26 protein-coding genes and 2 pseudogenes are annotated in these 22,988 nt (G+C 69.5%); 7 read left to right on the plus strand and 21 right to left on the minus strand.

Annotation, left to right across the window (positions count from 1 at the left end; translation table 11 throughout):
• Positions 1-375: ATP-binding cassette domain-containing protein (locus ACWGJB_RS48625; RefSeq protein WP_453386449.1), on the minus strand; the 375-nt coding region annotated here is incomplete at its 3' end.
• Positions 376-697: 322 nt separating this feature from the next.
• Here ACWGJB_RS48625 and ACWGJB_RS48630 point away from each other — a divergent pair.
• Complete coding sequence (locus ACWGJB_RS48630) at positions 698-1,927, plus strand: flavin-containing monooxygenase (RefSeq protein WP_453386450.1); 1,230 nt, start codon at positions 698-700, stop codon at positions 1,925-1,927.
• A 194-nt stretch (positions 1,928-2,121) separates the two neighbouring features.
• On the opposite strand, the pseudogene ACWGJB_RS48635 reads toward ACWGJB_RS48630, so the two are convergent.
• From ACWGJB_RS48635 to ACWGJB_RS48650, 4 genes and pseudogenes are all read right to left on the minus strand, one after another.
• Positions 2,122-2,306, minus strand: a pseudogene (locus ACWGJB_RS48635) (IS110 family transposase); the annotation flags it as partial.
• A gap of 158 nt (positions 2,307-2,464) precedes the next feature.
• The gene (locus ACWGJB_RS48640; protein ID WP_453386451.1) at positions 2,465-3,232 is read right to left on the minus strand and encodes an SDR family NAD(P)-dependent oxidoreductase; all 768 of its coding nucleotides are present in this window, start codon (positions 3,230-3,232) and stop codon (positions 2,465-2,467) included.
• A 29-nt stretch (positions 3,233-3,261) separates the two neighbouring features.
• Positions 3,262-3,609, minus strand: coding sequence for a cyclophilin-like fold protein (locus tag ACWGJB_RS48645; protein ID WP_453386452.1), 348 nt, complete (start codon positions 3,607-3,609; stop codon positions 3,262-3,264).
• A gap of 203 nt (positions 3,610-3,812) precedes the next feature.
• On the minus strand, positions 3,813-4,169 hold the full coding sequence (locus ACWGJB_RS48650) for a hypothetical protein (protein ID WP_453386453.1): 357 nt from the start codon (positions 4,167-4,169) through the stop codon (positions 3,813-3,815).
• A 179-nt stretch (positions 4,170-4,348) separates the two neighbouring features.
• On the opposite strand from ACWGJB_RS48650, the gene ACWGJB_RS48655 reads away from it, so the two are divergent.
• A complete protein-coding gene (locus tag ACWGJB_RS48655; protein ID WP_453386454.1) occupies positions 4,349-5,230 on the plus strand; it encodes a helix-turn-helix domain-containing protein in 882 nt (293 codons plus the stop codon).
• Positions 5,231-5,653: 423 nt separating this feature from the next.
• Here the strand turns inward: ACWGJB_RS48655 and ACWGJB_RS48660 are convergent, their stop codons facing one another.
• The 10 genes and pseudogenes from ACWGJB_RS48660 to ACWGJB_RS48705 form a co-directional block, all read right to left on the minus strand.
• Positions 5,654-7,846: a xanthine dehydrogenase family protein molybdopterin-binding subunit gene (locus ACWGJB_RS48660; protein WP_453386455.1), complete on the minus strand. Its 2,193-nt coding sequence runs from the start codon at positions 7,844-7,846 to the stop codon at positions 5,654-5,656.
• On the minus strand, positions 7,843-8,823 hold the full coding sequence (locus ACWGJB_RS48665) for an FAD binding domain-containing protein (RefSeq protein WP_453386456.1): 981 nt from the start codon (positions 8,821-8,823) through the stop codon (positions 7,843-7,845). Before ACWGJB_RS48665 ends, ACWGJB_RS48660 begins: the two co-directional genes overlap by 4 nt.
• Positions 8,824-8,838: 15 nt before the next feature.
• The gene (locus ACWGJB_RS48670; RefSeq protein WP_453386457.1) at positions 8,839-9,477 is read right to left on the minus strand and encodes a (2Fe-2S)-binding protein; all 639 of its coding nucleotides are present in this window, start codon (positions 9,475-9,477) and stop codon (positions 8,839-8,841) included.
• 290 nt (positions 9,478-9,767) lie between these two features.
• A complete protein-coding gene (locus ACWGJB_RS48675; RefSeq protein ID WP_453386458.1) occupies positions 9,768-11,189 on the minus strand; it encodes an MFS transporter in 1,422 nt (473 codons plus the stop codon).
• Between the two features lie 224 nt (positions 11,190-11,413).
• Positions 11,414-12,283, minus strand: a complete 870-nt coding sequence (locus ACWGJB_RS48680; protein ID WP_453386459.1) for a helix-turn-helix transcriptional regulator — start codon at positions 12,281-12,283, stop codon at positions 11,414-11,416.
• 93 nt (positions 12,284-12,376) lie between these two features.
• Positions 12,377-12,715, minus strand: coding sequence for a MoaF-related domain-containing protein (locus tag ACWGJB_RS48685; RefSeq protein ID WP_453386460.1), 339 nt, complete (start codon positions 12,713-12,715; stop codon positions 12,377-12,379).
• Between the two features lie 38 nt (positions 12,716-12,753).
• On the minus strand, positions 12,754-13,455 hold the full coding sequence (locus ACWGJB_RS48690; RefSeq protein WP_453386461.1) for a type 1 glutamine amidotransferase domain-containing protein: 702 nt from the start codon (positions 13,453-13,455) through the stop codon (positions 12,754-12,756).
• Positions 13,456-13,484: 29 nt separating this feature from the next.
• Complete coding sequence (locus tag ACWGJB_RS48695) at positions 13,485-13,874, minus strand: nuclear transport factor 2 family protein (protein ID WP_453386462.1); 390 nt, start codon at positions 13,872-13,874, stop codon at positions 13,485-13,487.
• Positions 13,875-13,910: 36 nt separating this feature from the next.
• Positions 13,911-14,510 (minus strand): flavodoxin family protein, encoded by a 600-nt coding sequence (locus ACWGJB_RS48700; protein WP_453386463.1) that lies wholly within the window; start codon positions 14,508-14,510, stop codon positions 13,911-13,913.
• Between the two features lie 148 nt (positions 14,511-14,658).
• Positions 14,659-14,781 (minus strand): annotated as a pseudogene (locus ACWGJB_RS48705) (transcriptional regulator); the annotation flags it as partial.
• A 236-nt stretch (positions 14,782-15,017) separates the two neighbouring features.
• On the opposite strand from ACWGJB_RS48705, the gene ACWGJB_RS48710 reads away from it, so the two are divergent.
• The 3 genes from ACWGJB_RS48710 (at position 15,018) to ACWGJB_RS48720 (ending at position 17,208) form a co-directional block, all read left to right on the plus strand.
• The gene (locus ACWGJB_RS48710) at positions 15,018-16,034 is read left to right on the plus strand and encodes a zinc-dependent alcohol dehydrogenase family protein (RefSeq protein ID WP_453386464.1); all 1,017 of its coding nucleotides are present in this window, start codon (positions 15,018-15,020) and stop codon (positions 16,032-16,034) included.
• 90 nt (positions 16,035-16,124) lie between these two features.
• A complete protein-coding gene (locus ACWGJB_RS48715) occupies positions 16,125-16,496 on the plus strand; it encodes a DUF2255 family protein (RefSeq protein WP_453386465.1) in 372 nt (123 codons plus the stop codon).
• Positions 16,497-16,530: 34 nt separating this feature from the next.
• Complete coding sequence (locus tag ACWGJB_RS48720) at positions 16,531-17,208, plus strand: cation:proton antiporter domain-containing protein (RefSeq protein ID WP_453386466.1); 678 nt, start codon at positions 16,531-16,533, stop codon at positions 17,206-17,208.
• On the opposite strand, the gene ACWGJB_RS48725 is transcribed toward ACWGJB_RS48720, so the two are convergent.
• From ACWGJB_RS48725 to ACWGJB_RS48735, 3 genes are all read right to left on the minus strand, one after another.
• On the minus strand, positions 17,163-17,597 hold the full coding sequence (locus ACWGJB_RS48725) for a DUF2267 domain-containing protein (RefSeq protein WP_453386467.1): 435 nt from the start codon (positions 17,595-17,597) through the stop codon (positions 17,163-17,165). The genes ACWGJB_RS48720 and ACWGJB_RS48725 overlap by 46 nt on opposite strands.
• 83 nt (positions 17,598-17,680) lie before the next feature.
• Positions 17,681-18,076 carry a DUF2267 domain-containing protein gene (locus ACWGJB_RS48730; RefSeq protein WP_453386468.1) on the minus strand — a complete coding sequence of 132 codons (396 nt, stop codon included), beginning with the start codon at positions 18,074-18,076 and terminating at the stop codon, positions 17,681-17,683.
• Between the two features lie 105 nt (positions 18,077-18,181).
• Positions 18,182-18,613: an Hsp20/alpha crystallin family protein gene (locus tag ACWGJB_RS48735; protein ID WP_365791599.1), complete on the minus strand. Its 432-nt coding sequence runs from the start codon at positions 18,611-18,613 to the stop codon at positions 18,182-18,184.
• A 126-nt stretch (positions 18,614-18,739) separates the two neighbouring features.
• Between ACWGJB_RS48735 and ACWGJB_RS48740 the strand changes: the two genes are divergently transcribed.
• Together ACWGJB_RS48740 and ACWGJB_RS48745 are read left to right on the plus strand one after the other, a co-directional pair.
• Positions 18,740-19,372 carry a type III effector protein gene (locus ACWGJB_RS48740; protein ID WP_453386469.1) on the plus strand — a complete coding sequence of 211 codons (633 nt, stop codon included), beginning with the start codon at positions 18,740-18,742 and terminating at the stop codon, positions 19,370-19,372.
• A 735-nt stretch (positions 19,373-20,107) separates the two neighbouring features.
• A complete protein-coding gene (locus tag ACWGJB_RS48745) occupies positions 20,108-20,338 on the plus strand; it encodes a DUF5133 domain-containing protein (protein WP_453386470.1) in 231 nt (76 codons plus the stop codon).
• A gap of 23 nt (positions 20,339-20,361) precedes the next feature.
• On the opposite strand, the gene ACWGJB_RS48750 is transcribed toward ACWGJB_RS48745, so the two are convergent.
• The 3 genes from ACWGJB_RS48750 to ACWGJB_RS48760 are packed head-to-tail and all read right to left on the minus strand — an operon-like array spanning position 20,362 to position 22,420.
• Positions 20,362-21,039, minus strand: coding sequence for an HAD family hydrolase (locus ACWGJB_RS48750; RefSeq protein ID WP_453386471.1), 678 nt, complete (start codon positions 21,037-21,039; stop codon positions 20,362-20,364).
• Between the two features lie 19 nt (positions 21,040-21,058).
• The gene (locus ACWGJB_RS48755; protein WP_453386472.1) at positions 21,059-22,024 is read right to left on the minus strand and encodes an LLM class F420-dependent oxidoreductase; all 966 of its coding nucleotides are present in this window, start codon (positions 22,022-22,024) and stop codon (positions 21,059-21,061) included.
• Positions 22,025-22,075: 51 nt separating this feature from the next.
• Positions 22,076-22,420 carry a hypothetical protein gene (locus ACWGJB_RS48760; RefSeq protein ID WP_453386473.1) on the minus strand — a complete coding sequence of 115 codons (345 nt, stop codon included), beginning with the start codon at positions 22,418-22,420 and terminating at the stop codon, positions 22,076-22,078.
• Between the last annotated feature and the right edge of the window lie 568 nt (positions 22,421-22,988).

Raw genomic sequence — 22,988 nt, forward strand, 5'->3', positions numbered from 1 at the left:
GACCTGCTGTCGCCGGCAGCCGGTCAGCGCCAGCAGCTCCATCAGCTCCCCGACGCGCTCCAGCGTCGGCATGCGGTAGGCCATCTGGAACAACCGCAGATGCTGTCCGACCGTGAACGCATCGTTCAGTACCGCTCGCTGCGGGCAGTACCCCACCGCCCCGGCCCGTGTCACCGTTCCGCGATCGGGCGCAAGGTGTCCTACGGCGATCTGCAGCAGAGTGCTCTTGCCCGCCCCGTTCTCGCCGACGACTCCTACCAGCGCCCCGGCAGGCACATCAAGATCGACGTCGCGTAGCACCTGCCTATCGCCGTACGCCTTGCAGACTCCGTTGATCCGCAGCCGTGGCCAGTGGCGCGTCGTTTCTGCCTGCACATGAGCCCCTCGAAAGATCGGACAGATGCAGCAAGCCGGCCCGGAGGAAAAGCCCGCCATAGAAGCCGGGGTCGCACAACTCATGTCTCCTGGCCTGTGCGGCTCCTGGCCGCTCAGCTGCGCCCGGCCCAGGCGGTCCGGACCAGAGCGGACCGACCCCCTGCGCGAGGCAGCGCGCTGCTGCCCGGTGTTCAACGAGTCCGTTCCGCCGGTGTAACGGCGGCCACACGCTGTTCCGGTGAACCCCGACATCGCCACTCCCCACCCTTGCGCCTCCCCCTCGGAGCGTGACGTGAGTCGCGGTCTGCCGTTGTAGGAGGCGATGCCCCCGACACCACAACAAGACTTCAGCGCTCCCACGATCGTGATCGGAGCCGGCCCCCACGGCCTGGCGACCGCCGCGCTACTGCGCCACTCCGGAGTACCCGCCGTGATCCTGGAACGGTCCGACCGAGTGGGAGCAAGCTGGGCACAGCGCTACGACCATCTGCGCCTGCACACGACCCCCGGCACCTCGAAACTCCCCGGCCTGCCGGTGCCACGCCAGGCCGGCCCGTGGGTGAGCCGGAACGACTATGTGCGCTACCTGGAGAACTACGTCGCCCACCACCAACTCGACGTCCGGCTGGTCACCCCGGTGCGGCGCATCCAACGGGCCGAGCCCGGTTCGGGAGCACAGTGGCTGGTCCACACCCCCGACGGCCCAGTGCCCACTGGTGCGGTCGTGGTGGCCACCGGCCGCTGCCACACCCCGAACCTCCCCCACTGGCCCGGGCGTTCGACCTTCACCGGCACCCTGCTCCACTCGGCCCACTACCGGTCTCCTGCGCCCTACCGCAGGCGGGACGTCCTGGTGGTCGGCGCCGGTAACAGCGGTACCGAGATCGCCGGCGTCCTCGCCGGGACCGGAGCCGAACGGGTACGGATCGCGGTCCGTACCCCACCCAACATCCTGCCCCGCTCCAGCGCCCGATGGCACGCGGTCGGCCGGCTGACGGAGGTCCTCCCGCTCGCGTGGCGCGACCGCACCTCCCTGCTCACGCAACGTCTCGCGGTGCCCGACCTGACCTCACGGGGACTGCCGCGGCCCCGCACGGGCCTGTACACCCGCAATGCCCGCGAAGGGGTCAACCCGGTGCTCGACCACGGCTTCGTGGACGCCGTCCGGTCCGGGCGGGTCGAGCCGGTCGCAGCAGTCCAGGGGTTCGACGGCCCCGACGTGTTACTGGCCGACGGCACCAGACTGCGACCCGACACGGTCATCGCCGCCACCGGATACCGGCCCAACCTGTACGACCTGGTCGGGTCCCTTGGCGTACTCGACGATGACGGGCAACCCCTCGCCGTAGGGGCACAGACCCATCCCGAAGCCGCGCGCCTCTACTTCGCCGGATACACCAATCCACTCACGGGTGTCCTCCGGCAGGCGGGCATCGAGGCGCGCGCCATCGCCCACGCGCTACGACGCGAGACGGTGCGGGCGCCCCTTCCCTCCCCCCGCGTTGGCGACCGCACGGCCGACACATTCCTCAGAGGGCACGCTCCGAGCTGACGGGGCCTCGGAAGCCCGCATGGCGCCATGTCCAACGGAGACTGCGCTTCGTGACTACGCCGTCGGAAACGGCGGGCCAGAGCACAGCAAGACCGCGTCGAACGCCATGCACCAGGCCCATCCCCGAACGCAGAGAACCCCCGCCGGATCCGGCCGACGGGGGCTCCTCACCTCACCTGCTATCACAGACGCCCCTATAACGGGGGGACGCTGGATATCGTCCTGACCAGGTTGAAGACTTCTCGGGCGGCATATCGCTTGAGGCATCGGATGATCTCACGTCGGGTCTTGCCCTCCTGGATGCGGCGTTCGTAGTACGCCTGAGTACGCGGTCGTGGCGCAGCCGGGTGAGCACGATGCGGTGCAGGGCGGCATTGGCCTACCGGTTGTCGTTCGACGTGGAGCCGCGTCTGGTGCGCGACCGCCTCGCCGACGCACGGCGCGAGGCGTGGGCGGGGTCGATCCCTTTACCGTCTGCTGATGTCTGATGCCGCCGTAGGCGCCGCCGTCAGTTGCGTGACGGCGGCGCCCACACCGTTATCGGGCGACGTAACCGCCGTCGACGGGGAGGGCGACGCCCACGACGAAACTGGCTCCCGGGCTGCACAGCCACAGGGCCGCCTGGGCGATCTCCTCAGCCGTACCGAGGCGATTGATGGGCTGGTTGGCCTCGGCCTCGGCGCGGTCCAGTTCCCCCATGGCAATCATGTCGCTGACCATCGGCGTGTCGATCGTGCCGGGGCAGACGGCGTTGATACGGATGCCGCGTGGAGCGTATTCGAGGGCGGCGCTGGTGGTCAGGCCGATCACGCCGTGCTTGGAGGCGTGGTAGGAGGCACGGCGGGGGAGGCCGACCAGGCCTCCGAGTGAGGAGCAGTTGACGATGACGCTGCTGCCCTGGGCGCGCATGTGCCGCAGCTCGTGTTTCATACAGGCCCACACGCCGCGGAGGTTGATGGCGTTGACGTGGTCGAACCTCTCAGCGGGTTCGTCGGCGGCGTCGCTGGGCGGGATCTGGATACCGGCGTTGTTGTAGGCCATGTCCAGGCGACCGAAAGTCTCGACGGTCCGGTCGACCGCGGCCGCCACCTGGGCCTCGTCGCTGACGTCACAGGTGAGGGCGAGTGCTCGATGGCCGGAGTCGATGAGTTCCTTGGCAGCCGCGTTCAGGGCCGCTTCGTCGACGTCGGTGAGGGCGACGGCAGCCCCTGCCTCGGCGAAGGCGCGGGCGGTTGCCAGGCCCATGCCGGAACCGGCGCCGGTGACGAAGGCGACCTGGCCGGTGAAGTCGTAGGTGGGGTTCACGTTTTCTCTCCCGTTGAGAGTGGGCCGGGTCAGGAGGCAGCTTCGATGGTGACCTTGGTGGCGGTGTCGAGGCGTTCGGTGTCGCCGTTCACGCGGCCGAGGATGATCAGGCCGGCATCGCTGGAGCCGCTGCCTCGGTAGTAGAGGGCCAGGTTGCCCCAGGGCGCGTAGTACGCCAGGTCTCCGGGCTTGGCTTCGGCGGCGTGCGGGGCACCGGAGGTGGACAGCCGACGGGGTAGATCAGCGATCTTCTCCGTCTCGTGGAAGTCGTTCAGGTTCAGCGTGAGCGGGAGCAAGGCGGCGAAGTCGCGGGCGGTGGCGCTGTCGTTCAGGGTGGCGTCGACCCGTTGGCCGTCGATGGTGAGCCGGATGTTCATGGCGGTGTCCTTGTCATCAGACGGTGAGGCTGATGCCGTGGCCGTCGGCGTTCGCTGTGACGCGGAGGCGGAGGGCGAGGACGAGGGAGACAGGGGTGGGGGCGCCTCGTCGGTACAGGCGGTCACTACGAGCAGTAAGGCGGTCGGGACGGCACGGGCAAGGCTGAAACGGGTGGTCGGGGTCACGGCATCGTCCTGTGGAGTCAGTCAGGCAGGGGTTCGACGTAGTGGCGGAAGCCGTCGCGCTGGAGGTGGATGTCGTACAGGCGTCGAGCCAGGGCGTCGGGGCCGCTGTGCTCGGCGTCGGGGCGGATGGCGCCGGGGATGATCAGCTGGGCGACGTGGATGTTCTCCGGGCCGAGGGCATCGTGGAGCATGCGGGCGTAGGCGCTCTCGGCGGCGAAGGCGATCGAGGTGCCGGCCCGGTCCAGGTGGGGGCGTACGGCGCTGCCACCGTTGCTGCGGGAGATGAGGACCACGGTGTGGCCGGCGGTTCCGAAGCGGTGGGCGGTGGCGATCCCGAGGCCGGGCCCGGCGCCGACGGGGGCGAAGGTGGTCATCGTGAGTCCTTGTGGGTGGACGGGCTTCGCTCAGGGTTGGGGAGGACCTTGCCGGCGTGCCCTCTGCTCTATGTCGAGCCTCACACGCCAATGCAAGAGCGAAAAGCGGAGAAAGACATCCGGGGAGGGAGACATCCTGGGTGGAAACTCTCCCTCCTTCCCCAGGTGCGTTCGGTGTCATGCTGAGCGGCATGACCGGCAATGTTCCCCTCAACGAGCTGGGAGAATTCCTCAAGAAGCGCCGCGCCGAGCTGAGCCCGCGCACTGTCGGCCTGCCCGACAACGGCGGCCCCCGCCGGGTCGCCGGGCTGCGCCGCGAAGAAGTCGCCCAGCTCGCCAGCATCAGCACCGACTACTACACGCGTCTCGAACAGGGCCGTATGCAGGCGTCCGCGCCCGTGCTGGACACGCTCGCCCGGGTGCTCCATCTCGACGACGACGAACGCGGATATCTCTTCCAGCTCGCCGGCAAGACCACCACCCGCGCCCGCAGCCGGGGCCGACAGAGGGTCCAGCCGCAGCTGCAACGCGTGCTGGACGATCTGACCGCCACCCCCGCCATCGTGCAGGGCCGGCGCGGGGACATCCTGGCCTGGAACGCGCTGGCGGCCGCGCTGGTCACCGACTTCTCCCGGATCCCGGAGAAGCACCGCAACTACCCGCGGCTCATCTTCACGGATCCGGCCATGCGCACCCTGTACGCGGACTGGGAGACCTCCGCGCGGCTCGCTGTGGCGCAGCTGCGGATGGAAGCCGCGCAGTATCCCGAGAACTCCCGCCTCATCGAGCTGGTCGGTGAACTGTCCCTGGTCGACAAGCAGTTCGCCCAGTGGTGGGGTGACCACCGCGTCGCGGCCCGCACGGTGGGCACGAAGACCCTCAACCACCCGGTGGTCGGCGAACTGGTCCTGGACTGGGACACCCTGACCGCCAACACCGACCCCGACCAGCACCTCACCGTCTGGACGGCCGCACCCGGCTCACCCACCCACGAGCGGCTGCGCATCCTCAGCTCCTGGGCCGCCGACCAGAATCTGCCGGATTCTCCTCCTCTCGCCTGACCACGGGAACCACGCCTGTCGAACAGCAGACGGACGGCGCGATGTGCCCTGCGAGGAAACAAAACCGTCGCAGTCGACCCTCTGCCGCAGTCCGGGCAGAAGCCTGACGCGCCCCTTGCCACCTCGGAGACAGCAACACCATGAACGACAGACACCCCGACCAGCCGCCACCGGCCCGTCCCACTCCCACCCGACGGGCAGTCCTCCTGGGTGCGGGGGCCGCGCTCGTCGTGGGCCTGGGCGGCGCAGCGGTCAGCATCGGCGATGCGCTCCCGGAGCAGCGTGCGGCGCTGCGGAGCGGAACTGTCGACCAGTCCTCCGCCCAGTGGCGGCGACGGGGGCGCATGCGCGGCGGCGGCCCGGGGAGGTCCGACAGCCGTACGGGGGGTTCGGCTGCCGGACCCGTCGATGGAGGCGGTGTCGTCAGAGCAACGCCTCGGCGGTGATGGGCAGTTGGCGGATCCGTCGACCGGTGGCGTTGAAGACCGCGTTGCCGATCGCGGCAGCCACACCCACCTGGACGACCTCACCGAGTCCCTTGACGCCGAGCAGGTTGCCGGCGTTGTCCTCGCCGTCCAGGTAGATCGCCCTGATCTCGGGGACGTCGGCGTTCACGGGTACGAGGTAGTCGGCCAGGCTGGCGTTCACGATCCGCCCGTCCCGGTGGTCGGTGACCGTGTGCTCAAGCAGCGCGGTACCGATGCCGCCCACGATGCCGCCGAACGCCTGGCTCTGGGCCAGCTTGGGGCTGATGATCCGTCCCGCGTCGTACACGCCGAGCATCCGCCGCACCCGCACCAGACCAAGATTCGCATCCACGGCGACCTCGGCGAAGGTTGCGTTGTAGGCGAAGTAGGCAGACCGTTCGCTGCCCGGCCCGTCGTAGGTGCCGTTGGCTTCCAGGTGGGAGCGGTCGTTGCGGGCCAGCAGACTCTTGTACGTCTCCCCGCGCACCGGATTGTTCTGTACGTGCAGCCGGCCGTTGCGTACGACCACGTGGTCCGCGGTCACGCCGTAGAGCGGCGACTCCCGGTCCTCGACGGCCAGCTTGACCGCCTGCTGTCGCACCTGGTTGCAGGCGTCGACGACGGCCGAGCCGACACTGGCCATGGTCGCCGAGCCGCCGTGCGGCGAGGTCGGCGGATAGAGGGAGTCACCGAGGCGGAAGGTCACCGTGCGCATGGTCAGCCCGAGCGCGTCCGCGGCCACCTGGGTCTGCGAGGTGTAGGTGCCCGGCCCCATGTCACTGGTGGCCGCCTCGACCACCGCGGTGCCGTCGGCATCCAGCCGGGCCCGCGCCTGCGCGGGAAACCGCCCAGGGTCGTACACACCGGCGGCCATGCCGAGACCGATCAGCTGGTCCCCGGCCCGCGTCGAGCGCGGCCTCGGGTCACGGCGGTCCCAGCCGAACTCACGGGCACCGACCGTGTAGCACTCACTGAGCCGCCGGGTGGAGAACGGCTCGTTCGTCGACTCGTCCTCGCGCGGCTCGTTGCGCCGGCGCAACTCGACCGGGTCGACGCCGAGTTCGTGCGCGAGCTCGTCCATCGCGGACTCGATCACGAACGACGCCGAGGCGAAACCCGGCCCGCGCATCCAGATCGGCGTGTTCACATCCAGCGGCACCGTCCGGTACGACTGGCGCACGTTCGGCATGCTGTAGAGCATCTGCCCGGCCGACATGACCGCCTCGTTGAACGTCTCGAACGAGGAGGTCTCGGCGTCGATGTCGTGGATCGCGGCGTTCAGCCGACCTCGCCGGTCGCTGCCGAGTCGCAGCCGGTACTCGTACGACGGCCGAAAGCCGGTGCCGAAGTACATCTGCTTGCGGCTGAGCACCAGCTTGACCGGACGACGCGTCACCCGCGCGGCCAGCGCGGCGGCGATCGTGTGCGGCCAGCAGCGCAGTCCGCTGCCGAAACCGCCGCCGACGAACGGCGAGATCACGCGTACCGCATCCGCGGGCAGGTCGAACACGGCTGCGAGCTCGTCGTGCGTACCCATCACCCACTGGGTCTTGTCCCACACGGTCAGCTTGTCGCCGTCCCAGCGGGCGATGGTGGCGTGCGGCTCCATCGGGTTGTGGTGGTTGCGCGCCAGCTCGTAGGTCAGGTCCAGCCGTACGGCGGCGTTGCTCAAGCCTGCTTCCGCGTCGCCGCGCGCGTAGTCCGTCGGCGCCCCGGGCTCGGCCTCGTGCAGGTCGGTCGACGGCGTTTCGGCCTCGTAGCGGACCTCGACCAGGCTCGCACCGTGCTGCGCGGCCTCCAGGGTCGAGGCGATCACCACAGCGACGGGCTGGCCGTGGAAGACCACCCGGTCGTCCTGGAAGACCCGCAGTCGTCGGCCAGGCGGGTTGTTGGAGCCGGGGTTGTCGCGGTACGGCAGGTTCGGGGCGTTGCGGTGGCTGATCACCCGCAGTACGCCCGGGTGGGTTTCGGCGGCGCCGGCGTCGATGGAGGTGATGCGGCCTCGTCCGATGCTCGCGTCGACGATGACGGCGTGTACGGCTCCGTCGACGTCGTGTTCGGCGGCGTACAACGCCTTGCCGGTGACCTTGAGCCGGCCGTCCACCCGGGACAGCGGCGCGCCGACGGCTGCCTGGGGCTGGGGGCTCACTTCGTACCTCCTACGATGCGCAGCTGGCGTTCGACGGTCCGCTTCAGCAGCTCGACCTTGAAGCCGTTCTGCTGGAGGGGCCGGGCACCGACCGCCGCCTTCGCGGCAGCGGACGTCCACAGGGACTCCGAGGGACGCTCACCGACGAGGTGCTGCTCGACGGCGGGCAGTTTCCACGGCACGGTCCCCACGCCACCGGCGGCGACCTTCGCCTCCTGGATCACCCCGCCCCGGATGTGCAGCGCGACTGCCGCCGAGGTCAGGGCGAACTCGTAGGACTGCCGGTCACGCACCTTCAGGTAGCCGGACTTGAGCGGACGCGGAAGCGCCGGGATCTCCACCGCCGTGATCAACTCGCCTTTTCTCAGGGCCTGTTCACGGTTCGGGGTAGTGCCGGGCCGTAGCAGGAAGTCGGCGAGCGGCAGGGTGCGCGCGCCATCCGGCCCGAGGAGATACACCGTTGCCTCCAGGGCGGCGAAGGCCACGGCCACGTCGGAAGGGTGGGTGGCCACGCAGGCGTCGGAGGTGCCGAGGATCGCGTGCATCCGGTTGAAGCCCTCCCGGGCCGCGCAACCGGAGCCGAGCCTGCGCTTGTTGCAGACAGCAGTCACATCCCGGAAGTAGGTGCAACGGGTGCGCTGCATGATGTTGCCGCCGATGGTGGCCATGTTCCGCAGCTGGGCGGACGCGCTCAGTTCCAGGGCCTGGGAAATGACGGGATGCAGGGTGCGTACCTTGGGGTGCGCGGCAGCCTCGGCCATCCGCACCAGCGCACCGATGCGCAAGCCCCCGCGCTCGGTGACGGTGACCTCGCACAACGGCAGGCGGGAGATGTCGACCAGCGTCTCGGGGCGTTCGACGGTCTCCCGCATCAGGTCGACCAGCGTGGTGCCCCCCGCGATGTAACGACCGCCGGCACGACCGGCCTTGAGGGCTTCCCGGGTGTCGGAGACACGGGTGTAGGAGAAGGGGTACATGGGGTGGGCCGCTCCTTACTTCCGGCCCGCGGTCTGTTCGACCGCGCGCACGATCTTGACGTAGCAGCCACAGCGGCAGATGTTGCCGCTCATCCACTCCCCGATCTCCTCCGGCGAACCGGTGTGGCCCTCCTGGATGCAGCCGACGCCGGAGAGGATCTGCCCAGGGGTGCAGTAGCCGCACTGGAAGGCGTCCTCGTCGATGAACGCCTGCTGCAACGGGTGCAGTTCGTCGCCCTCGGCCAGGCCCTCGATGGTGGTGACCTCGGCGCCTTCCAGCCGCACGGCCAGCGTCAAGCAGGAGTTGACCCGCTGTCCGTCGACCAGCACCGTGCACGCTCCGCAGGCGCCGGCGTTGCAGCCCTTCTTCGAGCCCGTCAGGTCGAGATGCTCGCGCAGCAGGTCCAGCAGCGAGGTCCGGTTGTCCACGGTCACCGTCCGGCGGGTTCCGTTGACCGTCAGGGAGACACGGCTGGAGGGTGCGGCCCCGGCGGCGGCCGCTTCCTCGGAGCCGACAAGGAGCGCTCCTCCAGACACCACGACACCGCCCACCGCGGCGCTGGTGGCGATGAAGGTGCGCCGACTGGGCCCCGAGGTGGACTCACTGGCTCCAGTGGGGGGAGGAACAACAGATTCAGAGAGTTCAGAGGACATGCGTACGCCTTTGCATCACGGACGAAATCAGTCGTGTACACCAGCGGGAGACAAGGCACGGGATCGACGTCACCGCGGGAATCAGGGTGACCGCTCGCCTCGGCAAGGCGGCTGATCACGCCGGAAGTCTTGCACCACCGACACCACCCACGGCAGGGAGAGTTTTATCCCCCCTTGGTTTTCCCGTCCGCAAGTAGGCGGTAGAAGCGCGGCATTTCGGAACCTGGCGTGACCTCTGCTCGCGGAAACCCGACTCGGGCGGCCCGGGTCGGGTTTCCGTCTGTCAGGGCTCAGCGTCGCCGGAGGCGCAGCACGGGGACCAGGTTCAGGAGCAGTCCGATCGCCGCGACGCCGGTGACCAGGTTCAGGCCGGGTCGGTAGGCGGTGAAGTCGCCGCCGCTGTCGCCCGCGTGGGCGATCACGGCGGTGAGTACGGCGAGGACGAGGGCGGCGCCGACCTGGCCCGAGGTCTGCACCAGGCCGGAGGCGAGGCCCTGTTCGGAGTCGTCGATGCCTTCGGTGGCCTGGGCCATGATGGCGCTGTAGCCGAACGCGAAGCCGCCGCCGAGGAGCAGGAGGGACGGGAGCATGGCGAGCAGGTAGTCGGGCGAGGAGCCGGCCGTGGCCAGGAACCAGACGTAGCCGAGGGCCAGCGAGGTCATCGAGGTGACGATCAGTGGGGCGGTGCCGAAGCGGTTGACGAGTCGGCCGGTGAGGGGCGAGCCGACGGCGACGATCAGGCCGACCGGTAGCAGCGCGAAGGCCATGCGCAGAGGCGACCAGCCGAGCCCGTCCTGCAGGTACAGGGTCATCATGAACTGGAAGCTGAGGTAGGAGCCCATCAGTGCGACGATGCTGAGGTTGGCCCGGACCGTGGTGGCCTTGCGCAGGATGCCGAAGCGGACCAGCGGGTGCCGGACCCGCTTCTCGATCAGGACGAAGGCGAGCAGCAGCAGGGCGGCGACGCCGAAGGCGGCGAGCGTCGTCCCGGAGGTCCAACCTGTCTGAGGGGCGGTGACCACGGCGTAGACGGCGAGCAGCATGCCTGCGGTGAGGGTGACGGCTCCGGCCGGGTCCTGGCCGCCGGTTTCGGCGCGGCGGTCGCGCGGGATCAGGACCAGGCCGACGACCAGCGCGAGCAGGGCGAGCGGGACCGGCATGAGGAAGGTCCAGCGCCACCCGATCCCGGTGAGCAGACCGCCCAGGATCAGGCCCGAGGAGTAGCCCAGGGCGCCGAAGAGGCTGAAGACCGACAGCGCCCGGTTGCGCTGCGGGCCCTCCGGGAACGTCGTGGTGAGGATCGACAGGCCGGCGGGCGCGGTGAAGGCGGCGGCCACGCCCTTGACGAAGCGGGTGGCGATCAGCAGCGAACCGCTGTCGACGAGGCCGCCGAGCAGCGAGGCGGCGGCGAAGACGGCCAGCGCGACGAGGAAGACCCGGCGGCGTCCGAGCAGGTCGGCGGTGCGACCGCCGAGCAGCATCAGGCCGCCGTAGCCGAGGACGTAGCCGTTGATGATCCACTGCAGTGAGCCGGTGGCCATGCCGAGGTCGTGGCCGATGGAGGGCAGGGCGACGCCGACCATGGAGACGTCGAGACCGTCGAGGAACAGCACGAGGCACAGCACGGCGAGGACGGCCCAGAGGCGTGCGGTCCAGCGCGGTTGCGGGGCGGCCGGGGGCACGGTTCCGGGGCGGGACTGGGTCAGGGACATGGGGAGGTGGATCTCCTTCCTGGCGGATGAGCAGGCAGGTCGGACGCCTCGGCGCTGAGGAACCGGTAGGAAGAGGGCCGGACCGGGGGCGGGGACGCGCGGCGCGGTCGGCCTCGTGACGAGCGTGCCAGGAGTGCCGTACACGAAGAAGGGAGAGCCTTTTCCTAGGCGTGGGCCGCGTAGGAGGAAAGGCTCCCCCTTTGAAGGGAATACCTGAGCTACGGTCAGGCAGAGCTGTCGCTGGTCGAATGGCTGGGGTCCGCCGCCCAGGACGCCAGCATGCGCAGGCTGTCGTGGGTGGGTGTGCCGGATTCGGCGGTCCACACGATGATCTGCAGGTCGGGGTCGGCGGCCCAGGTGACGGCGTTCCAGTCGAGATGCAGGTCCCCGACCACGGGGTGGCGCAGGTGCTTGGTCCCTGTGTCCCGGACGGCGACGTTGTGGGCACCCCACCACTGGCGGAACTGCTCGTCCCGGACCGAGAGCTCGCCCACCAGGGCGGTGAGCTGCGCGTCCCCGGGCTTGTTCGTGTTGTGCATCCTCATCTGGGCGATGGCCAGCCGGGTGACGCCCTCCCAGTCCGCGTACAGCTCACGCATCGTGGGGTCGGTGATGAGGAGCCTTATGTAGTAGCGCTGCTTCTCGGGGATCTTCCCGAAGTCGGTGATCAGGGCCGCGCCCATGGCGTTCCAGGCGACGATCTCGGTGCGCGGACCGATCACGAAGGCGGGGGTGTGCGCCATGTCGTCGAGCATGCGCTGCAGCTGCGGCTGCGCCTTGAGGCGCGGCTGTCGGCGGGGCGGGCGGAATTCGTCCTTGGCCGCGAGCTCGTACAGGTAGGCGCGCTGGTCGTCATCCAGGTGCAGCACCCGGGCCAGGGAGTCCAGCACGGATGGCGACGGCTGGATACGGCCCTGTTCGAGGCGGGCGTAGTAGTCGGTGCTGATGGCCGCGAGTACGGCGACCTCCTCACGGCGCAGGCCCGCGACGCGACGCGAGCCGCCGTCGGGCAGGCCGACGGCGGCCGGGTCGAGCTCGGCGCGGCGCGCCTTGAGGAATTCCCCCAGATCGTGGCGGTGAGGATCGCGGTTCATGCCATCACCTTGGCATCGGAAAGCGGCGTTGTCAGGGGGAGAGATTTGTCCCTGGAAGTCCTCACCGTGGAGCAGACGCGCCGGCCTGCGGGATCAGCGAACGCGGGTCCACTTCCCGTGGAGCTGGACGAACTCGCCTCCGATGACGGAGCTGGCCATACAGGTGCCCTCGGTGTAGTCCTCGATGTGAGTGACGTGGTCGCCTGCGTCGGGCTCGGTCCAGCGGACGACGTAGAGGCCGTCGCGGAGCTGGGTGGTGGTGTACTCCATCGTCTGCTTCCGGCCCTTGATGGCACCGCCCGTGACCTCGAAGCTGACCTGGGTCGCCGAGTCGAAGGTGATCTCCACCGTGAAGTGGCCGAGCGGGGTGTCCGGGCCGAGGTCTGCCAGCCAGGTCTGGCCGACGCTGGGGAGAGTCGCGTTGTCGTCCATCGGTACTACCTCTTTCTTTGAGCGGCTGGTGCGGGGTGTCAGCTCAGATTCCTGACGACTTCCTGGGCGAGCGGGACGGCCGAGGCGGGGTTCTGGCCGGTGATGAGAGTGCGGTCCACCTCAAGGTGAGGGCCGAAGTTCCCCTCGCCCTTGCGGTAGTCCACGCCCACGTCCGAGACGAGACGGTCCTGCAGCAGCCACTTCGCCCGGTCGGCGAGGCCGTTCTGGATCTCTTCGGAGTTGGAGAGACCGGTGAGGCGGTAGCCGGAGAACGGGGACTTGCCGTCGGCGTCCACGGTGGACAGCAGCACGGCGGGGTCGTGGCACACCAGCGACACGATCTTGCCGGAGGCGAGCCAGTCGCTGAGCAGCCTGCCGGCCGCGGGGTCGTCGGAGAGGTCCTCCATCGGGCCCCAGCCGCCGGGGACGAACACCGCGTCGTAGTCGTCGATGTTCACGTCCTCGATACGGATCGGGCTCGCCAGTTCGGTGGCCTCGCGCAGGGCGGTCTTCATCTGCTCGGCGCCCTCCTCACCGCCGTTGAAGTCCGGCGTGAGGCTGAGTGGGTCGGCCGTCGGCGGGACGCCGCCCGGGGTGGCCGCGGCGATCTCGTAGCCGGCCTCCTTGAAGACGCCGTACGGACCGATGGCCTCCTCGGCCCAGAAGCCGGCCGGCTGCTCGAACCCGTCGGCCAGGGTCCAGCGGTCGGCGGCGGTGATGAGGAAGAGGATCTTCGCCATGGGGTGATCCCCGGGGTGAGTGCGGGCGGTCAGTTGTTCGCGGCCTGCTGGACGACGTGGCTGTCGGCGGCCTGGATCAGGTGGGTGAGCTTGCCGCCGCCGACCGTCCACAGGTGGATGAAGCGCGCGTCCGACTCCTCGCCGGACTTGGACACGGCGTGGTAGTGGCCGCGCACGAAGACGTGCTCACCGGCGTCGTAGAAGTCCTCGGCCACCGAGCCGAAGGAGGCGAAGCGCGGCGCGAGCCGGGCGAAGAAGTCGCCGCCGGCGCTGGCCCAGGTCTTGTAGACGCCGCCGTAGGGGAAGCCGGGAGTGATGTCCCAGACGATGTCGGGGTCGATGACCCCGGCGACCACGTCCGGGGCCATGCCGGAGTCGTAGAGCCGGCGGACGAGGGCGACGTTCGGGGAATCGGACATGAGAGTGCTCCTTGGGGATCTGCGGGGGGATTTGTCTCAGGCGGCGAGAGCGGCACGGCCCGCGCGGAAGAACGCGGTCTGCTGTGCGACGCGGGCGCCGAGGCCCTCGGCGGTGGCGATGTCGGACTTGTGGACGGCCTCCGGGCCGGCGTCGACAGGAGTCTGGGCACCCGCACCGACGAAATAGCCCAGACGGTTGATGTCGTCCTCGCTGCCCTCGGTGGAGGCCCAGCCCGGCTGGACACCGAGGCTCACCCAGTGCATGCCGTGCTGGGCCGCCATGGTGAAGAAGTAGCCCAGGGTCGAGGACTTGTCGCCGTTCTTGGCACCGGAGTTGGTGAAGCCGGCGGCGATCTTGTCGGCCCAGGTCTGGGTGTACCAGCGCTTGCTGCTGGCCTCGGCGAAGGTGTGGAAGGCGGCGGAGGCGGTGCCCATGTAGGTGGGGGCACCGAAAATGATCGCGTCGGCGGCGTCCAGCTGCGCCCACTGCTCATCGGTGATCGTGTCCACGGGTACGGAGATCACCTCGGCACCGGCTTCCGTGGCACCGCGCGCCACGGCCTCGGCCATGACGGCGGTGTGGCCGTAGCCGGAATGGAAAGCGACGGCGACCGTGGGGCGGGAGGTGGAGGACATGGGGGTATTGCTCCTCGAAAATGATTGCGTGAATCGTGCCCTGAAAGCATGGCACGGAATTCAACAGCGAAGGTAGGAAGGATTTATCCCTGGCTTTACGCCGGAAATCACCTGCTGATTTTACGACTTCATGGCGAGGGTCGCCGCCCCGGCGCAGGCCGGCCACCCGCCGCCGGTCTGTTTCGGGCAGACCGACCGTACGGGGGCTGAGCTCGGCCCTGCGGGCCTTCAGGAATTGACCCAACTCCTTACGGTGCGTGCTGCTGTTCATACGGGCCAGTCTGAGCTGTCCCCCACTCGGCCGGGTAGGAGGGTTTTATCCCTGGATAAGTCTTCCCTGGGGTGAAATTCTCCTCTGTACGGGCCCTGCGGGCGGTGAAAGAGTCAGAGACCGGCAATTGTTTTTCACAGGCCGTCAACGCTTCTTCATTCCCCATCGGCCATCGCCGAGGAATCCGGTACGTCCGGGCGACACCGCTGCCCGAGAAACACATCAGGAGAAAAGACATGCGCGCAACCGTGATCCACGCCCCAGGTGACATCCGGGTGGAGGACGTCTCCGAGCCCAAGATCGTCAAGCCGACCGACGCGATCATCCGCACGGTCGCCACCTGTGTGTGCGGCTCGGACCTGTGGCCGTACCGCGGCCTGGAGGCGGTCGGCGACCCGCACCCGATGGGGCACGAGTACGTCGGCATCGTCGAGGAAGTCGGCAGCGAGGTCGGCAACGTCAAGCCGGGCCAGTTCGTGGTCGGCTCCTTCGCCACGTCGGACAACACCTGCGCGAACTGCCAGAAGGGCTGGCAGTCCTCCTGTCTGAACCGCGAGTTCATGGGCACCTGCCAGGCCGAGTACGTTCGCATTCCCAACGCCCACGGCACCCTCGTGGCCACCGACGAGCACCCTTCCGGCGATTTGGTGCCGAGCCTGCTGGCCGTGTCCGACGTGATGGGCACCGGCTGGTTCGCGGCCCTCGCCGCTGAGGTCAAGCCGGGCTCGACGGCCGTCGTGGTCGGTGACGGAGCGGTCGGCCTGTGCGGTGTCATCGCCGCGAAGGAGCTGGGGGCGGAGCGGATCATCGCCATGTCCCGGCACGAGTCCCGGCAGAAGCTCGCTCTGGAGTTCGGAGCCACCGACATCGTCAGCGAGCGCGGCGAGGAGGGCATCGCCCGCATCAAGGACCTCACCGGCGGCATCGGTGCCGACTCTGTTCTGGAGTGCGTCGGCACCGCCCAGTCCATGAGCCAGGCCCTGCACTCCGCGCGGCCGGGCGGCAACGTCGGCTTCGTCGGCGTCCCGCACGAGGTGGCCGTCGACGGCCAGGAGCTGTTCTTCTCCCAGGTCGGCCTGCGTGGCGGCCCGGCTCCCGTGCGCCGCTACCTGCCCGACCTGATCGACCGCGTGCTGTCCGGCCACATCGTCCCGGGCAGGGTCTTCGATCTCACCCTGCCCCTGGAGCAGGTCGCCGAGGGCTACAAGGCGATGGACGAACGCCGCGCCATCAAGGCCCTCCTCAAGCCCTGACCCGGTCGCCTCGTGGGCGTGGAGCTGCGCCGGCCGCGCCCACGCCCACGAGGGCACACCCCGCTGCACGGTCGTAAAGGAGGCAAACCCATGACGACCTGGACGAACGACGAGCTGACCCGGATCGAGGACGCCGAGGAACTTCAGATGGCCCCCGCGCGCAGCGACGGAACGCCGCGCGCACCCGTGCCGATCTGGGTCGTCCGCGACGGCGACGACCTCTACGTCCGCTCCTTCCGTGGCAACGCCGGCGCCTGGTACCGCGCGGCCCGGGCCAGCCACGAGGGCCGTATCCGCTGCGGCGGCGTCGGCAAGGACGTCACCCTCGTCGAGGTCACCGACCCCGGCGCCAACGATCGCATCGACACCGCCTACCGCATCAAGTACGGCCGGTACGGCGCGAGTTACATCGATCCAATGGTGGCTTCGCGGGACACGACCCTGAAGCTCGTACCGCGCTGAACATCGGCTCTTTCACCCCTCCAGGAGAAGCACCTTGCTCGGTCTCGAACTCGTCGTGGTCCTGGGCGTGGCCGTGCTGGTGGGCAACGTCGTGGGACAGCGCCTCGGCATCGCCCCGCCCGTCGTCCTTCTCGTGACGGGTGTGCTGCTGGGGTTCGTCCCGGCGGTGCGCGAGGCACAACTGCCCCCGGAGGTCTTACTGTTGCTCTTCCTTCCCGTGCTGCTGTACTGGGAGAGCCTGACCACCTCCCTGCGGGAGATCCGCACCAACCTGCGCGGCATCCTGCAGCTGAGCACCGTACTGGTCATCCTCACCGCCTGGGCCGTCGCCGCCGGGCATGCCCTCGGGCTGCCGTGGGGGCAAGCGTGGGTGCTCGGCGCGGCCATGGCGCCCACGGACGCGACGGCGGTCGGCGTCCTCGCCCGCGCCCTGCCGCGCCGTCAGGTCACCATCCTGCGCGCGGAGAGTCTGGTCAATATTCGGCAGGCGGCCGGAAGGGTGCCACGGCCGGATACGCGAGGCGGCCTTGATGCGCTGCCGCGCGTGCCAGCTCGTCGGGCAGGCGGCCGAGCGGGCGAAGGAGGTCACCTGCTGGCAGCGAGGGTGCGCGAGGCGGACAGCGACGCGGACGTCGTGCCCGCCCCGAGACTGCTCGTCATCGCCGTCTACGCGGCGGGGGTGAGTTCGGCGCGGCCGAACAGCAGCGCGTAGCCGGCGGGGAGCTGGTGAAGGATGCGGGTGATCAGGTCGGGGCCGGCGCAGGCCGCGACAGCGGAGAAGACGGAACCTGTGTCCCAGCGGGTCGTGGCCTGGGAGGCGCCGGTGCGGTCGGCGAGCTCTTTGACGAAGGCCCAGCCGGTCAGCGGCCGGATGTCGGGGATCTGCGCGGTGAGGATGCGTGCGGCTTCGAATGGGAGGCGGGCAGCCAGTTCGGCGCGTTCGTCGCCGGCCAGCTGGCGTCCCAGTCCTGCGAGGACCACGCGGACGGCTTCCTCGGCCTTCTCGCGGGTGGGGTAGGCGCCGTCGTAGCGGACCTTCTCCAGCATCTGCTCGTACGCCCTGTCGTAGGGCTGCTGGAACGGCGCGGGTCGGTCGGACATCACTGCGGTGGTTGCCTTTCTGTCACCAGGGTCGTGGTGCCGGTGTGCGGTCATCGGGGGTGGGTGGTCAAGTGGGCGGGTGGTCAAGTGGGCTGGACTCGGCCGAAGAGCAGGTCGTAGCCCGCGGGCAGCTGGAGCAGGATCTGACCCAGCAGATCGTCGCCGACGGCGTCGGCGACCGTGGAGAGAACGGCGCTGACGTCCCAGACCGCGGTCTGCTCGGTGGCGCCCTCGATCCAGCCCGCGGTTGCCCGCACGAACCGCTCCGGGGGCAGCGGCTCAGCGCTCTGCAACGGGTTGAGGAGGATCAGTGCGAAGCCTTCCGGCAGACGGGCCGCCAGCTGGGCGCGCACCTCGCCGACCAGGTGTGCGCCCAGCAGGGCAAGCACCACACGGGCTGCGCGTTCGGCTTCCTGCTCGGTGCCGTACTTGCCGCGTTCCGTCACGCGGTCGAGGAATGCTTCCCGTCGCACAGTCACGTCCGACGCCACCCTTCCTCAATCCCAGGGGCGGGCGCGGAGGACGGGCAAGAGGGGCGAACAGATACCCGTCCTCCGCCGCTGTCGAGCCCTTGTCCGTCCGGCTCAGCCGGAGATCTCCTTGCGGCCGGACCCGACGCCGATGGCGATCTTGCGGGGCTTGGCGCGCTCGGCGATCGGGATGCGCAGGGTGAGCACGCCCGCGTCGTAGTCGGCCTGGATGTGCTCGGTGTCCAGCGTGTCGGCCAGCACCAGCTGGCGGGAGAAGACGCCCAGCGGCCGCTCCGACAGTTCCATCTGTACGTCGTCGGCCTTCGCTACCGGCCGGCGCTCGGCCTTGACGGTCAGCATGTTCCGTTCGACGTCGATGTCGATCGCGTCCGCGCTGACGCCGGGAACGTCGAAGGCCACCACGTACTGGTCACCCTCGCGATAGGCGTCCATGGGCATCGGGGAGGGACGTGACCAGGTGCCGGGCCCCATCAGCTGCTGCGCCAGCCGGTCGAGCTCACGGAAGGGGTCAGTGCGCATCAACATCGGAAAACACCTCCAGAAGGTTCAGGCAGTGGCTGCCAATGCGCCTCACTGAAACCGTTGTAACATGTCATCCAATGGATGACAAACACAGTGTCGTCTGAAGGATGACAAGTGAGGGAGGTGTCCATGACCCCGGCCGACCAGTCGGCTTCACCCAACACCGATGCGAACAGTCCGGCGTCGTTCCTCGCCGCCGCGGCAGCCCTGGAGGCGATAGACGAAGCCCTGCGCGCCGCCCGGCACGAGGCCCCGGGCGGTCCCGAGGCTCACGAAGTCGGCACGGACCAGGCCCTGGCATCCCTCCTTCTGCTTCGGCAGGTGCGCGAGCGGCTCGCCGGATGGGAAACCGGCCTGATCGAGACCGCCCGGGACACCGGAGCCAGCTGGGCCGACCTCGCTCACCCCCTCGGCGTCGCCAGCCGTCAGGCCGCCGAACGCCGCTACCTGCGCGGCCGCCCCGGCCCCGCCGGAACCACTGGCGAACAACGCGTCCAGGCCACCCGCGAACGCCGCGCCGCCGAACGCACCATCACCGCCTGGGCCCGCCACAACGCAGCAGACCTGCGCCGCATCGCCGGCCAGATCACCGCCCTCACCGACCTACCGGACGCTGCCCGTCTCCCCCTCAGCCAACTCCACGCCGCCCTCGCCCACGACGACCCCGCCGACCTCATCCAGCCCCTCCACGCCACCCGCCCCCACCTCGCCACCACCCACCCCGACCTCGCCGCACAACTCGACGCCATCACACCCTGCTGAGCCCGCACGAGAAGCCGGCGAGCGGGGATCGCCATGGCTCGGCCTGACCGAATGTCGTGCACGCGGACGTTCCGGTGAGAGTCGGCATTCCACCGTGCCTGCGACGACAGCCGTAGAGGGTTGTGACTTTCAGCGATGAGCGACCAGAGTCGATGGCGAGACCGCTGGTGACCGGCGCCGGCTCGGCTGAGCTCTACGACCACGGCCGGATCCCGAAGAAATAGCCGCTCGCCCCACAGGTGGGCCCGGCTGGCGCACTGCCGGTCGGGCCCACCGGCGAAGGTCCGGGCCCTTGACCGAGACCTCGCGGCTGGGAGAAGCCGTGGCCAAGCCCCCCCCCGTGGCACATCACGTTCCCTGTGACCTCCGTACTGCGGGCCTACGCTCGCCCCGGCTGGTCACGCCCGCTTCCGACGGTCGGCGCGCGCCGGATCGCCGCAGGCGCAGCCCGCCCTGCGCGCGGAGCGGGCCGCCGATGTTCCTGCTCGCGCGGGGCGTGGGATTCTGGCAGACGCATCCATCACCGAGTGGTTGTCGGTACTTGTGGCCTGAGTGAGGCCGTTGGGGGACCGAGTCCCGCAAGTTGGACGGTTACGAGCACGGTATTCACGTGTTCTCCCGGGCCTGGAACGAGTGCGTGCCACGCGTCTCTCTGACACCACGACCAACCGCATAGGCGCGTGGGCCGGGGGTATCCGCCTCGCGAATGGCAGGTTCACAGGATGGAGATCCCTGGTGCTGATGGCTCACCCCGCGGTGTTAAAGGACCTGATCGAGCAGTACGAGACCCTGCGCGCACTGCATGCCGAGAACGGCAGCCCCGCCGCACGGCAGCGGATGGACGACGTCGCCTACACCCTGTGCGTCTCGACCGGCACCCGGGACGTCGACATCGCCCTCATCGCCGCCCAGCACCAACTGCCCGGCGCCCGCCCCCAGGACGACTCCGTACTCAGCGCCGACTGACCTGGTACCTACGGAGTGCCGGGTCACTCCCCGTCGGCGAAAACGCTGGAGTCCAGGCGTCCGAGGAGGTCTGCGGGATCCCGGTACACGGCGCGGGCGCCGGCCGCCTCCAGGTCCGCGCGCGGGATCCCGCCCGACAGCACCGCCACCGGAACCACTCCGTCCCGTACGGCGGCCTTCATGTCCCAGACGGTGTCACCGACGAACACGGCTCGTTCGCTGGGTACACCGGCGAGTTCCCTGGCCTGCTGGACGGGATCGGGGGCGGGTTTGCCGTCGGCGACGTCGTCCGCGCTGGTCGCCCCGAGGATGACGTCGTCCGCGTCGATGGCACCCCGCAGCGCGGCCAGTTCCGCGCCGCTCGCCGAGGTCGCCAGGACGATCTCCCAGCCCCGCCCGGCCAGTGCGCGCAGCAAGTGGCCCGCCTCCTCCAGCGCCGGCAGCCGCTCGAAGTACGTTGCGTAGAGGGCGTGGTGGGCCGCGGCGAGCTGCTCGTCCTCGTCGGGATCGCGCTCGTCGCCGTCGCCGAGCAGGCGGTCCAGCAGGTCGCCGCCGCTGAGCCCCACGGCCCGGTGGATCTCCCGCATGGGGACATGGTGTCCCGCCTGCCGGAACGCCTCCCACCAGGTGACGACGTGCAGGTGATTGGTGTCGACGAGCGTGCCGTCGACATCGAAGATCGCGGCGCGTTTCGTGGTCATCCCGGGTGCCTTCGCTTTCTCACAGTTCACGGAGGGCGGGCAGCAACTTGTGCTCGGCCCACTCCAGGTACGGCTCCTGATGGTCGCCGCCGATCTGGACGAGCGCGACCTCGGTGAACCCGGCGTCCGCAAACGGGCGCACGGCTTCGACGACGGCGTCCACGTCGTCGCCGCAGGGAATGGACTCGGCCACGTCCCCGGGCCGGACGAACTGTGTCGCGCCCTCGAACGCGGCGGGTCCGGGAAGTTCGGAGTTGACCGGCCAGCCCCCGCCGAACCAGCGGAACTGGTCGTGGGCACGGGCGATCGCCGCGTCGCGGTCGGTGTCGTAGCAGATCGGCAGCTGGCCGACCCTGGGCTTGCCCGTGCCGCCGTGCCGGTCGAACGCGGAGACCAGTTCCGGCCTGGGCTCGGTGGCGATCATCAAGTCGGCGAGATGACCTGCGAGTTCGCACGAACGGTCGCCGGAGACGGCGACGCCGATCGGCGGGGGCGCATCGGGCAGATCCCACAACCTGGCGTTCTCCACCTCGAAGTGGACGCCGTGATGGCTGACGTTCTCCCCCGCCAAGAGCGAGCGGATGATCTCCACCGCCTCCTCCAGCCTCTCCAGCCGAACGTGCGCTGCAGGCCAACCACCGCCCACCACATGCTCGTTGAGGTTCTCCCCCGAACCGAGGCCCAGGCGGAAGCGGCCCTCGGAGAGAAGTTGCAAGGTGGCGGCCTTCTGGGCGACGACGGCCGGGTGGTAGCGGGTCGTCGGGCAGGTCACGTAGGTCATCAGGGGGATGCGTGCGGTGGCCTGTGCGGCGGCACCGAGCACGCTCCACGCGTAGGAGGCATGGCCCTGGGATTCCAACCAGGGGAAGTAGTGGTCGGACGTGACCGAGAAGTCGAAACCGGCTCGCTCGGCGCCCACCACATGGTCCACCAGTTCCCGCGGACCTGCCTGCTCGGTCATCATCGTGTACCCGATCTGCACCATGCCGCTCATCTCCTCGTCGTTCGGGGTGGCCCGAGACGGTCTTCCGTCCCGTCACCGCTTCGTAGTGAGCCTCAGGTCCACCTCCTGCTCCTGGTCTCCCGACGCTGTGCCCCGCTCGTCCACGGCGAACGCGACACCCAATGCTTCGCGGAGCTGGTCCACGGCGACATAACCGCCCTGAAGCGTGGCGGAGACCGAGCCCTCCAGCGGGATCGGATCGGTTGGGATCCACTCCTGCGTCGGCTCGAACTCCGCGCTCCACACGGCGGAGTGGCCGCCGGGCTGCTCCTCGGGCAGGTCGTCGGAGGAACGGTCGGTCGGGAACGCGGTCCGCAAGACACCGAAGACGGTGGCGGCGTCCTGCTTCGACGTTCCAGTGAGAGACACGGTGGCCATCAGACTCACTCTCCTTTGGTAACGGTCACGGGGGCGTCCCTTCCAGCGTCGCCCGTCTCGGCTTCCATGACACGCGGAGCGTCAGCACGGCGGTCGTCGGGCACGGGACGCCCCGGACGTGCCCCACCGTGCAGCGCCCCGTCTCCAGGTGGGCGGTCTGCTGATGGGCAGGTCCCTCGGTATCGGCGTCGGTCCCCCTCTGTTCCGGGGGCTTCAGGGCGGCGCCCGCCCACGGCGCTCAGGTACCCCGAGGGCCGACGATGATGCCGCCCCCGACGCCCCAGCACCTAGCGGGTCCAGGACGTGCGGCGGCAGGGCACCGGTAGCGGGCTCGAACAAACGTCTCGTCCGGGTCGGCCATGCCGACGGCGTCGTAGTCCGCGGCCGGTTCGTCCTTTCGCGGATGATCTGTCCATACAGGGCGGCGATGCCTCCGAGTGGCGTACGGCACTCAGCCGACCGACCCAAGACGCCAACCTCTGCTCACGGCAGCCGCAGGGCAGATGCTGCTCAGGGCTGCATGAGGATCTTGACCGAGCCGTCCTGCTTGCGCTGGAACATGTCGTAG

The sequence above is a fragment of the Streptomyces sp. NPDC054813 genome, assembly GCF_053611365.1.